Raw genomic sequence first — 12,403 nt, forward strand, 5'->3', positions numbered from 1 at the left:
TCCATCCTTTACCTGAATTTTTCACGTGAAACATTTTCACATCTTATGTTATTGTTTTATACGTTTCTGGCCTTATCTCTGTCCCTTATCGTACGGAATACCCTCTGCTTTCGGTGCTCTGGAGTTCTTGGATACGAATACAAGAACGATCAGAGAAATAATATACGGGAACATGTTATATAAGGTACTTGGAAGCTTTAATGCTACCAGTACGTCAAATCCTGTATAAACATTGGAAAGTGCACGGAACAGACCAAACAAAAGTGCTGCAAGTCCGATATTTACCGGTTTCCACTGACCAAAGATCATAACTGCAAGTGCAAGGAATCCGAATCCGGCAACGCCGTTCTCAAATTTCCATTCACTGACACCGGCTGTAATATAAACCAGTCCGCCAAGTCCGCCCAATGCTCCGGAAATCAGAACACCTGCATAACGCATTTTGTAAACGTTGATTCCCACGGAGTCTGCTGCCTGCGGATGCTCTCCACATGCCATAAGACGGAGACCGAACTTAGTCTTATATAATATGATATATGATACAATAAGAATCAGCAATGCCAAAAGCATAAACCAACTGAACTCAAATTTTCCGATGTTTACGAGGAACGCTTTCTTTGCTTCTTTGTAAGCAACTGTAGAGGAGACATTATCAATACTTTCGGACATATTGATGGCTCTTACGATTACTACTGCTGCTGCAGGTCCCAGCAGGTTCAGTGCTGTTCCTACAAGTGTCTGGTCTGCGTTAAAATGAATTGCCGCAACACCAAGGAAAAGGGAAAATACCATTCCCACGATCACACTGCCAAGAATTACAAACAGGATCACCAGAGGCGCTGCCATTGTTGACGGAAGATACTTCATCATCAGAGCTCCTCCGAGTGCTCCCATAACCATGATTCCCTCAAGACCGATATTTACTACACCACTGTGTTCGGAGAAACATCCGCCAAGTGCTACAAGGATCAGAACAGATGCAAATATTAATGTATATTGGAGTAATAAAACCATTATTTTTCTCCTCCTTTCACCTGTTTTGCGGCGTTTTTCTCATCTCTTTTGTCCAGATAACGGTTAAGCCAGAGTTTGAAGAAGAATACAAATCCGCAAAGGTAAATGATAAATGCTGAGATCAGATCAGAGATCTGTGTACAGTACATTGTTTTGTCTACATAGCTTCCACCACTTGTAATGTGCTGGATAAAATAAGAGGAAAAGATCGTGCCGATCGGATTCAGACCTCCAAGGAATGCTGCTGCGATTCCGTTGAATCCCATTCCCGGAACAGTTGTCTGCTGGACCATCCAGGTTTCAATGCCACTTAAATAGAAAACAGCAGCTCCGAGTCCGGAAAGGCCTCCGGCGATCATCATTGTTACAATGGTGTTTCTCTTCTCTTTCATACCGCAATATTTTGCGGCATTCTTGTTCATGCCGGTTGCTTTTAATTCGAAACCAAATTTGGTTTTCTCAAGGACAACCCATACAACCACTGCCATGATCACTGCAAGCGGTAATCCGATAGTCACAAACTTATTTCCTGAGAAAATCTGATCAAGTCCTGCTTATTTTCCAGTGAATAGTCAAGTACCAGACCGTGTTTATGACGGTCTTCCGGAATATGGCTCAGTCCTGATGTCAATCGTTTACGAATTGACATCTCTGTGATATCCTGACCGTTCATAACGATTTTTCCACCTGTTAATGGTTCCAGACCGGAAAGTCCATAGACAAACTCTGTCTGACCGTTTCCGTCAATTCCTGCCATACATACGATCTCGCCTCTGTGTACCTGCATGGAAACGTTGTTTACTGCGTTATTTTTGTGACGTTTGGATTCAACAGACATATTCTGGATATCAAGAACTACCTCGCCTGGTTTTGCAGGCTCTTTGTCTGCTATAAAATTGACATCTCGTCCTACCATCATGGCGGAAAGTTTTTCCGGTGTAGTGTCTTTAATGTCTACAGTTCCGATGTATTTGCCTTTTCTGAGAACGCTGCATCTGTCTGCTACCTGCATGATCTCTGCTGCATGCCTACCGTTGTGTCTTCGATAATGGCATCCGGATCTACGGCAAGTCCGTATTTCTCAGACAGCTCTACGACTTTCTTTCTGGCGCTGTCTTTCTGAAGGAAGCCGCCTTTTGTTGTCTCTACACCGAGGATGATGTTGTCAAGGATGCGATCCGAAATGCTATTATTGCTGAATATGCAGATGAGTATGACTACGAAGAACTGAAAACAGATATTGCGGTTCCGGAAGGACTGACCGCTTATTATAACGATAGAAATGCTCAGGGTGATAACCGTGATACCACTTACCTGATGACAAGAGATTTTACCTTGAATTCAGACGATGATTTTATTGTTGTTTATGGAGTAAACCACACAGAAACAGGAAATGCCCGCTACTCCAATGCTATTCTTTACGGCCGTCCAATGCTGAATGGAGTATGCAGTGTATATGACTCTTTATTCAAAGGAAGCGCAGATCAATACCTCGGTAATGACTGTGAAAATCCTGATCAGTATTATGTTTATAAAATGGCTCGTACCAAGATGGATGACTATACTGCTGTTATCGAATATTCCACAGATAATGAAAAAGGTAAATTCTATGGTGTAGATAATGAAAGTAATCTTCTGCTGGCATTCAGAGCTTATCTTGACGAAACGAATATAGGTCCGTCTTATTACGAGATCATCTATGACAGAGCTATTGTTTTTCATAAAAAATAAGGTCTAAAAAAGCGAGAGCATCCTGCATATTGGATGCTCTCGCTCGTTTTAGTCTGGTACATTCTATTTTTAATTACAAAACCATTTTATAACGGCAACATAAAGCTGGCTTCAAACCGACTTCCATCTGCCTGGAACCGACTTGTTCCTCCATATTTCTCACAAATCTGCTTCATGTAACGGATACCAATCCCCTCTTCATCCTTCCGTTTCTTCGACAGTATTTTTCCTTCTTTCTGCAGTAAAACTCCGTCAAATGAATTATCTATTGTCAACAGCAATAATTTATTTTCTCTCTGTGCTGCTATTGAAATATATCGTTTTCTATCATATTTTTCACAGGCAGTTACTGCATTATCCAGCGCATTACCAAGGATACAGCACAAATCTGCATCAGCTATCGGTAATCCATTTAATTTACAGCATACTGTAAAAGAAATCCGTCTTTCCTTTGCCACACATGCGTAATGATACAATACGCCGTCAGCTGCCGCATTTCCCGTGTAAGGAATCTCTGTAATATCCGCAAGATTAAGTTCCAGGCTGTCACAGTATTCTTTTAATTCTGCGCTGTTTCCGGTTTCCTGGAATCTTTTTATCACAGCAAGCTGGTGTTTAAAATTATGGCGTACTTCCCGTTCTGTCTCCACTGCTGTTGTCAGTGCCTGATAATATTTTTTCTGCATCTCGATCTGCTGGTTCATCTGATTCTTTTCCTGGATCCGCCGATAATCCATCGCAATATTATGGCAGATAAAAAGAGCAGCGATCCCTATCAGAATTCTGCTTATCACCTGCAGAAAAGTCGCCGTATATTCCTCCGGTCCATGAGACAAAATACTGCTCAAGAACAGTGCAATCGGAATAAACCATACTGTATTCCAATAATTCTCACTTTCAATCCCCAGAAAAGGTTTTACAGTATGTATCATAAGCTTCCTGAAACACGGATAAAGTGCTGCATACATCAGAATTCCAAGTATGTTCTCAATGATCAGTCCCTGTTCTATCGTCTGATATCCAATCCTTCCGGTAATATATGCCGCAATTGCCAGAACAATCCATACAATCACTGCTGTAAGCCCGAACGTAAATAGATGTTCTTTCAGATGCCCCCGGATAACTACAATATTAACTACTCCCATGAGCACACAGAACAGTAACAAATTGATCTTGTAGAAGCTTATTGATATGTAGTTTCTCTGAGCCATCCACAGACATAACATAAAATCTGCCAGAAGTCCCACTCCATAAACTGACCATATCCAATTTCTCTGCCATTTTGACACAAGTTCTTTAAATGGAACAAATCGTAAAACAAGACTCGGTATATGAGCCAATATACATAACAAGCTCACCATAATATTTGTCATTTATTTTCACCTGCCCCTCATTCTCCGTCTCATCTGTGCCCATCTGAAATCAGCAAATACTCTTTTGATTTCTTCCCGCTTTCCACGGCTGATAGGAATTTCTGTCTGATCCGATAATTTCAGCACATTTGTCGGCATAGACGTAATTTCCCGCATAGAAACAAGTGCCCAGCGGATCGGCATACAGAATTCTCCCTGAGGAACGATCTGAGACATCTCAGAAAGAGACTGAGATGCCTCCAGAGTGCCGTATTTCATATGTATGATCGTTTTTTTGCCTTTTGCCTCTATATACAAAATATCCGAAATATAGATGCTCTCCTCCATTCGTCCTACCTTTACTTCTATCGTTTTTATAGAATAAAAGCTGTCAAAAAACTTATCCAAAACACCATATACCTGTGTTTCTTCTATAGGCTTCACAATGTAATGAAGTGCCTCTATCGTAAATGCTTCCGCTGCAAAATCAATACTTGTACTTGCAAAAACAATCTGTACTTTATTATTATCCCGTATCCGTTTCTTCGCTGTCTCCATTCCATTCAGTTTGTCCATGAATATATCCATGAAAACAAGCTGATATCTCGTTGTATCTGATGCGAGAAAAGCTTCGCCGGATGGAAATTCATCTATTTCCACATAAAGATTATTTTTGTCCAGATAGTCTGAAAGAATCTTTATGAGTGCGTTCCTGTCTTCTTTTATGTCGTCACAGACCGCAACTCTTATAACTTCCTGCACTTTCTTCACCTTCTCTTGTTATACTCTATTTGCTATAAGTTTATTATATTTTACCAATACTCAAACTTAAAATCCACATTTTTTGAGAGCTTTCTCGACTTTATCCACACTTATCGGCATAGTTGTAAAGTATTCCACATTCAGTCTGAATGCCTGTGGTGCAAAATCACGGTCACTGGAAAACCATGCAATCGGAAGTTCTGGATAAATTCGTCTGATTGCAATAACGCCTTCCATCCCGGCAGCATTATCCATAAGAACAAAAACTGCAGATGGCTCATCGTCCATTAATGCCGGGATCAACACCTCCTGTGTCGTCAGAATTTCTGTATCATACCCTGGTAAAAGCATCTGAAATAACTCACAAGTTGTTTTGTAACCATAAAGTATTATTTTCATTGTTTTCCCCCTTTTCTCTTTTATATTCTCCGCACTGTTCTCTTATTTTCAAAAAAAGCCGCCACCTATATGTGACAGCTTCTTTTGAATGAATCTTACCCAATCCCCTGTATAAAATATGTATTTATTACAGTTATATTATTGAGCTTCTGTAAATATTTTTCTTTTATAAACATTCTTCTTTTAAAATACTCCTACCCTTAATGATATTACGGTTCCACAATATTGAAATACAGCTTCAGGGATGCCATACTGTCACAGAATGCTTTATAAAGTTCCTGATCCCCCTCTACTGATTCAATAAGTTTGCTCATACCGTCTTCATTACGCGCCGCTATTGCAAGGATACCTGTTCTCTTTGTCTTAATTGTCAGATCTGCATTTTCATCTTCTTCTCCCAGGTAATACAGCAATACACCATGATGTACTTTCAGAAGATCTTTCAGCATATCATTCTTGATTTTAATCTATTGATTCAGACAACCAATCTGATCCATTTCCTTTTCCAAAACTGATCTGTCTACTGGCATTCCTTTTTTATATCCCTGAATCAAGGCTTTTGCCCATGCTTCTATGTCAGCTCTTCCTTTTTTCTTAAACAATCCCATTTGATCAATCCCTCCGAACTATATAGTGATTATATCAACAAAATCATATTTCTACCATAGCGAGGTTTTTTCATTTCCATGTTGTATAAGAGGCTCTCTTTTCCCATATAAGTGAGAGGTTCTTTTTCTAAGAGCAAGATCCACCCGTGTTTAACAGTAGTACCATTTTGGCAACTGCTTCACTTACGGGTTTTCATCTTGATGGGGATTCCGATTCCCCATGCCCTCGTTTTCGACATCACAGATGTCTTCTGGCTTCCTCTAAAAAAGTGGTCGCAGCAACATAGGTACAAATGGAAGGGACAGCCATTTTTACTTATGTTGGCATCACTAAGTCACAATGGCGTATCCCCCAAGAAGAGGAACAACCGTAATTCCTTCCCCCAAAAGCCCTTCCTCAGAACCGCTGTATTTCACGATCACATCCCACAAACGCATCTTTTCATCATAGCCAACATTTAAATTCCAGGATTTCTCCCTCTCTCTTTCAGTGGAATCCATTGCAAGATTTAATAGATTATCTATTTTCTGATCTGCCAAAGTTTTATCCGTCCATTTCACATTTTCACTATTATATGAAAAAGAGCTGCCAGTGACGGCAACTCTTTTACGATTCATTTCCTTTTGTTGTATTTCTAAATTCGTCCGGTCCGCTCCCGATTTTCCGGAAATCCTCATCAGTCAGGCTGCTTTTATCTGTTCACATTTTGCGCAATTGCCTTGATCACCTCATCTATGACGATAGGCTTGGCAATATGGCCATTCATACCTGCATCCAAAGATGCCTGAACATCCTCTGCAAAGGCATTGGCAGTCATGGCAATGATAGGAATGCTGAGGCAATCCTGTCGATTATTCATGGAACGGATAGTCTCGGTGGCCTCATAGCCGTTCATCTCCGGCATCATAATATCCATAAAGATCAGATCAAAAGTACCTGGCGGATTCTCTGCAAAGGTTTTTACCGCTTCCTTGCCATCAGCGGCTCTGGTCACCCGGATACCCAATTCCTCCAGCTGCACCATTGCAATCTCCGCATTCAGGTCGTTATCCTCAGCCAACAGTATCTTCACACCCGTCAAGTCCACATTGGTGTTGGAGTATCCCTGCTTCTGAACATTGCTTTCATCAGTAAGTTCCAGGGGAAGCTCTACCGTGAAGGTGGAACCCTCACCTTTTCTGCTTTTCACGGAAATGGTGCCTCCCATCAGATCTACATACCTCTTTGTAATGGCCATACCAAGTCCAGTGCCTTTATAGTGCGTCCGCGCATTGTTCTCCTCCTGAGAAAACTCGTCGAAAATATGCTCTATGAATTCCTCAGTCATTCCTATCCCGGTATCTGATACCCGGTAGCGAACCATAATTTGTCTGGCATCCGCACCCGGATGATAGCTGGTTTCAAAATGGATGCTTCCGCCATCCTCTGTAAATTTTACCGCATTTCCAAGAATATTCACCAGTACCTCCCGGATACGAACCGTATCGGCAAGCACACAGGTTGCTTCGGGCTCCTCAATATTTGTGAAAAACGAAAGGCTTCGATTGGACAGAAATCCGTACATAATACTCAATACTGTATTTACAACTTCTGTAATATCAGCAGGAACAGGAGCAAATTTGATTTTTCCGCTCTCGATTCGGCTGATATCCAGCACATCATTAATAAGAGTCAGCAGATGCTCAGAGCTTTCTCCAATCTTTTCCAGACATGCCATAACCTCCGGTTTCGGATCATACTTCCTGGCAATGTTGGTAAAACCAATGATCGCATTCATAGGTGTTCGAATATCATGGGACATATTATTCAGGAAAATAGTTTTTGCACGGCTGGCATTTTCTGCATTACGGACTGCGTCCTCAAGGGTCTGATTGATTTTCTTCTCTTTCGTCCGGTCAGACAAGTCCAGAATATATTTCTTTGCTCCCTGAATGTCTGTGCAGAATACGACCACACGGAACCACAACACCTTACCGGTTTTCTGATGGATATACTCTCTGTTCCACTCACATTGCTCTCCGGGCTTAATTTCCGACAGCTGATCTAATATGTGAATCGATTCGTCCTGCCTGACAAGATTCTCTATCTCATAAATATTACCGAGAACCTGCTGTTCCGAGAGTCCCACCAGTTTCTCAATATTGGGACTGACATATTCCACATGAAGGTTTCTCGCATCCATCATCAGGAAGACGTCGTCCACATTGGTGGATATTTTCGAGAACAGCTCGTCACGTGCAAGCAGCTCGTAGTCCTTCCGTTTCAGCTTCTGCCGATTTTGCTGGATTACCATAAGCAGAAGCATCACGGCAAGAGCGATCACAATTCCCGACACCACAAAAACGGTGATCGTCTGCATCTTATTCATGCTGGCATTGACTACAGCAGCAGGCACCACACCCAGAACTGTCCAGTCCTGAAAATTCGCAGATTCATAGACTAAATAATAGTCCCTGTCATTTAATTCAAACACCATGTCACCGGAACCGCCTGAAAGGAAAGCATGACGCAGGTCTTCAAGATCCCGGTCGGTAAGACTGCCGGAATCTTTCAACATAGCCAGAAAGTTATAAATATCCTGCATATCCTCGCTTCCATTGTCCACAACTACCCGGCCGTCAGGCAAAACCGCAAAGGTACTGGCGTCTCCGTCAAAGGTAGAAATCTTTAAAGCCTCTACCAGGTCAGAGTTGTTATAGGTAATGGCAATCGCCTCATAATCAAAGTCACGATAGGTACCCTGCCTGGTTGGAACGGCAAATACCATGATCTCCGGCTTGTCCGGGACAACGGAGTTGACGACCACTGGCTGCTGTTCCAGAATCAAAAGAGAAAGCTGCGTTCTGAGATCCAGGTAACCCCTCTTCCCTTCCAGTGTGATGTAATCTCCATTTCTAGAGATAAAATAAAAATCCGTGAAATTGATTTCTTCCCTGGCCTGGTTCACATAAGCAATAATATCCGTTTCGCTTTCCGTCTTCTCCAGATAGGGGACCCACATCCGCATGCGGCTCCAGTTGACAGAAACCAGATTATACAGAGTCTGATTCGCCTGATGAAAGATCTCACTAAGGTGGGCGGTACTCTCTTCATAAATCGTTTGAGACACAAAGCCGAAATAGGCAAAACCGGCACTAACCGTTCCTGTTGTTAGCAAAACCACCAACAGCAGAATAAACAGTCTCTTTTTCATAGCACCGCCCTCCTTTCTGATTTTTTACGATTCCTCATTTTGCCGGAAGAATCGTCACATATTCCGTAGGCTCCAGAAATTGTTTCGTTTTTGCCAGTGCCTCCTCCATACACTCCTGGCTGGAGAAATCACTTACCAGATAATCCTCCCGCTTGGATTTCAGATCATCGGGCATGGGGCAGTTGCAGAAGGTCTCATGCTCCAGGAAAGTGTCGGCCCCCACCAGAAGCATGGTGTAGGTGGCATTGTCATCCAGGGACTTACCGTCCATGGTGATATCCTCCAGAGTAAATTTTCCGCGCTCGGTCTCGGTGACCGTATACTCCATACCGCTGGTTACAGGCATCAGATTTCTATGATAGATGGGATTGGATCCGTCCTCCTTCACATTTACCAGCCATTCCATGATACGACGAACCTCCTCACCGGTGTATTCTCCCCTGTAAATGGCGTTTCTGGCTGTCAAAACCCACTTGGCCTGCTGCAGGGTGTAGGTTCCGGAATAGATGGAAGTGCTGGCCACAGGGGAATAGCCTACTGCAATCTGGTCGTCAAAAGCGGCACGCAAGGTATTCATCATAGAAGATGCTGCAGCACTGCCATGTTCACCGAAGTCATTGGAATAGCCATTCTTCTGCGTGAACAGGATTTCCTCCGCTTCCGGATCCACATAGTCGGTGATTTGGGCATTGAATGCCTCATAGGCGCTCTGGGCATCATATTCACCGGTCATCATCTTGTGTCCTACATCCTGAGATACGGCAAATATCTCTGTGGAGGCCAAACGCATATACAGGTGATTGCTGTCTATGTATTCCTGTGAATACTTAAGTGCAGGAGAGGAAGAAATATTTACTTCCTTATTGTAGGACAGCACAGAAGTACCGGCAGCAACGGCCTTCTGCCCTTCTTCACTAAATACGGCCTGCAGGATCTCCATAACGGCTTTCTTCTTTTCCTCGTCCTCTTCCACCTTACTGGAAACGGCCACCTGGCACATGGGATAGGTCAGGATCCAGTTGTCCTCAGAGGTTTCTCCGAAATAGGGCAAGATCACACTGTTAAGACCGTCTTCTTTGCTGATATTGTCTGACAGAGCGGCAGTGTTTCGAATCATGGCAGTCTGTCCGTTCCGGTAGGCCTCGGTGACCGGGCTGAATCGTAATTCTTCGTCACCGGGCTGGATGCGCACATCTTTCAGAAACTTCTCATACTTTTCAAAGACTTTGGGCCAGACAGTATCATCCAGGCCCACCTGGTGATCGTCTGTCTCACTTTCATAATCCATACGCCACTGAGTTCCCTCCAGACTCATCAGTTCCGGGATGGCACAGCCCTGCATGGTCTCCAGACAGGAATAGTCATAATCCCAGTCCGTCTGGAAGCCCTTGATCCCCAATTCCTCAAACGCATCGATGGCTTCCACAAACTCGGAATAATTGGTGGGCAGAGGGATGTTATACTGATCGAACAGATCCTTGTTGGCCATGATGGAATCCACCTCGGCGCACATGGGCAGCCAGCGGATCGCACCGCTGTCTTCACGGTTCACTTCAAGGTAGCTTGAGTAGAAGGTTCCCGCTACCTCGGTCTGGCTGAGATCCATCAGATGGTCAGCCAGAGGAGCCGCATCATTCAAGGAGAATCGACGACAGGTGATGACATCCGGTATCTCCTCTCCACGGGCCAGCAGGTCCTTATAGTATTCCATAGTGTTGTAGCTTTGAATAAAGGTAAAGTCAATGTCGGGAAATTTCTTCTCCAGCCAGGGAGTAAGCTCCTTAAACATGGATCGATCCCACATATACATACTGATAGAAATTTTTCCATCTTTTTCTGTTTTTCCGTTGCTTCCATTTTGATTTCCACACCCGGAAAGCATCGTCGCAGCCATGATAACACAGAGCAGCAGACTACGCATTCTCTTCTTTCTCATTCGTTTTCTCCTTTACACTGTTTTTCATTCTCATTGAAATTTTGCCAGACTTCTTATTATACGAGCAGAATTTGCCGGCTTTGCAAGAAATTCATCCATTCCCACCATTCTTGCTCTCTCCCGGTTTTCCGGAACCGAATTTGCGGTAAGCGCGATAATGGGAATATTTGCCCGGATCCGGTTTGGCAGTTTCCGGATCATCATCGTTGCCTCATACCCATCCATCACAGGCATTTCAATATCCATCAGGATAAAATGATAGTAACCGGGTTCGTTTACTTTTACGGCCGCAACCGCCTCGCTTCCATTTTCGGCTTCTTCGACCAGAAGACCGTGATCCACAAGAACTTCCTTCATGATCTCACGATTCAGTTCGTTGTCGTCCACAAGAAGAACTCGCTTTCCTGCTAACGCTTCCATACTCTCCGGGTCTTCACCGGCCGTCTCCTCAAATATCTTTTCACCAAGCGTATAGGCAATCGTGGATTCCATATTGGATAGAACCAGCTGAATCTTTTCCAGATATTCCTTTGCTTTGGACTCATGTCTCATGCCAAGTTCAGCAGATCCGACCGCGCTGTTCAGCTCTGTTCGCAGATCCTTTAATGATTTTATCTGAAACTCCGCGGTTTTCCTGGCAACTTCCAGTTCTTTTTCTATCAAACCCATTCTTTCAAGGAGTATCTCGTAATTCGTCCGGGAGCTTCGTACATGACCGTTCGGGTATTTGAGGTTGAACTCAATCGTAACTCCCAGCATATCAAGACACTTCTGAAGTTCTTCCAGAGTCATACTTTCTCTGGCCAGCTTTCTGTATAGTGAAGACGGAAGCATCCCCATTCTCTTTGCAAGTTCTGCTTTTGTGATTCCAAGTTCAGAGCAAACATTATTGATAGTTTCCGTCGTCGTCATCTCTTTATGCCTCCTCCCTTATACATTCTGCTTCCTGTTTTGTCAGTATAACACAAATGACATATATACGCAATATTCTTTACCTGATCGTTTTGCATACAACCACAACCATCCGCCCGTTTTTATGCGAATACTCACAGGTAGAAAGCTGGGATAAGTTCTGTCAAGCGGATATAACGCTGGATTTGCTTCGAACTTTCTCCTACTTGATCAGCCAATATATCTCTCGATACGCTTCCAGATAACTTCTGGTCATTTTGACCAGAAGTTAAATTATGTCTACACCCTTGTCTCTTCATAGCCGCCAACTTCATCTTATATGCAAATACCTTTTCACTCGGAAGTAGCTCATCCCTCTGGATATTAGCATCTACCATGGCAATCACAGCTTCATCATCCGTCATTTCTCTGACACTTGCCGGTATTGTTATTAACCCCGCCTTCTGTGCCGCATGCATCCGGCGATGACCGGAGATCATTTCATATCCATCATTT

12 protein-coding genes and 2 pseudogenes are annotated in these 12,403 nt (G+C 43.3%); 1 reads left to right on the forward strand and 13 read right to left on the reverse strand.

Annotation, left to right across the window (positions count from 1 at the left end):
* Positions 1 to 72: 72 nt before the first annotated feature.
* The 3 genes and pseudogenes from ACTNES_RS04550 to ACTNES_RS04560 form a co-directional block, all read right to left on the reverse strand.
* Entirely contained in the window at positions 73 to 1,014 is a 942-nt protein-coding gene (locus ACTNES_RS04550; RefSeq protein ID WP_291814729.1) for an ABC transporter permease, read from the reverse strand.
* Complete coding sequence (locus tag ACTNES_RS04555; RefSeq protein WP_441038626.1) at positions 1,014 to 1,532, reverse strand: ABC transporter permease subunit; 519 nt, start codon at positions 1,530 to 1,532, stop codon at positions 1,014 to 1,016. Before ACTNES_RS04555 ends, ACTNES_RS04550 begins: the two co-directional genes overlap by 1 nt.
* A 44-nt stretch (positions 1,533 to 1,576) precedes the next feature.
* Positions 1,577 to 2,187, reverse strand: a pseudogene (locus ACTNES_RS04560) (ATP-binding cassette domain-containing protein); the annotation flags it as partial.
* A gap of 162 nt (positions 2,188 to 2,349) precedes the next feature.
* Between ACTNES_RS04560 and ACTNES_RS04565 the strand changes: the two are divergent.
* Positions 2,350 to 2,745 (forward strand): hypothetical protein, encoded by a 396-nt coding sequence (locus tag ACTNES_RS04565; RefSeq protein ID WP_300336063.1) that lies wholly within the window; start codon positions 2,350 to 2,352, stop codon positions 2,743 to 2,745.
* 86 nt (positions 2,746 to 2,831) lie between these two features.
* On the opposite strand, the gene ACTNES_RS04570 is transcribed toward ACTNES_RS04565, so the two are convergent.
* From ACTNES_RS04570 to ACTNES_RS04615, 10 genes and pseudogenes are all read right to left on the reverse strand, one after another.
* Entirely contained in the window at positions 2,832 to 4,118 is a 1,287-nt protein-coding gene (locus ACTNES_RS04570) for a sensor histidine kinase (RefSeq protein ID WP_441038628.1), read from the reverse strand.
* A gap of 6 nt (positions 4,119 to 4,124) precedes the next feature.
* The gene (locus ACTNES_RS04575; protein ID WP_441038630.1) at positions 4,125 to 4,859 is read right to left on the reverse strand and encodes a LytR/AlgR family response regulator transcription factor; all 735 of its coding nucleotides are present in this window, start codon (positions 4,857 to 4,859) and stop codon (positions 4,125 to 4,127) included.
* Between the two features lie 66 nt (positions 4,860 to 4,925).
* Positions 4,926 to 5,258, reverse strand: coding sequence for a hypothetical protein (locus tag ACTNES_RS04580; protein ID WP_216458739.1), 333 nt, complete (start codon positions 5,256 to 5,258; stop codon positions 4,926 to 4,928).
* Positions 5,259 to 5,467: 209 nt separating this feature from the next.
* A complete protein-coding gene (locus tag ACTNES_RS04585; protein WP_291810353.1) occupies positions 5,468 to 5,707 on the reverse strand; it encodes an alkyl sulfatase C-terminal domain-containing protein in 240 nt (79 codons plus the stop codon).
* An 18-nt stretch (positions 5,708 to 5,725) separates the two neighbouring features.
* On the reverse strand, positions 5,726 to 5,866 hold the full coding sequence (locus ACTNES_RS04590; protein WP_291810356.1) for a hypothetical protein: 141 nt from the start codon (positions 5,864 to 5,866) through the stop codon (positions 5,726 to 5,728).
* 330 nt (positions 5,867 to 6,196) lie between these two features.
* Complete coding sequence (locus tag ACTNES_RS04595) at positions 6,197 to 6,544, reverse strand: hypothetical protein (RefSeq protein ID WP_291810359.1); 348 nt, start codon at positions 6,542 to 6,544, stop codon at positions 6,197 to 6,199.
* 14 nt (positions 6,545 to 6,558) lie between these two features.
* On the reverse strand, positions 6,559 to 9,060 hold the full coding sequence (locus ACTNES_RS04600) for an ATP-binding protein (RefSeq protein ID WP_441038633.1): 2,502 nt from the start codon (positions 9,058 to 9,060) through the stop codon (positions 6,559 to 6,561).
* 34 nt (positions 9,061 to 9,094) lie between these two features.
* Complete coding sequence (locus tag ACTNES_RS04605) at positions 9,095 to 10,996, reverse strand: ABC transporter substrate-binding protein (RefSeq protein ID WP_291814736.1); 1,902 nt, start codon at positions 10,994 to 10,996, stop codon at positions 9,095 to 9,097.
* A gap of 30 nt (positions 10,997 to 11,026) precedes the next feature.
* Positions 11,027 to 11,908 (reverse strand): response regulator, encoded by an 882-nt coding sequence (locus ACTNES_RS04610; protein ID WP_291810371.1) that lies wholly within the window; start codon positions 11,906 to 11,908, stop codon positions 11,027 to 11,029.
* A 149-nt stretch (positions 11,909 to 12,057) separates the two neighbouring features.
* Positions 12,058 to 12,403 (reverse strand): annotated as a pseudogene (locus tag ACTNES_RS04615) (ParB/RepB/Spo0J family partition protein); the annotation flags it as partial.

This window comes from Blautia sp. HCP3S3_D9, assembly GCF_052063845.1.
GTDB lineage: Bacteria > Bacillota > Clostridia > Lachnospirales > Lachnospiraceae > Blautia_A.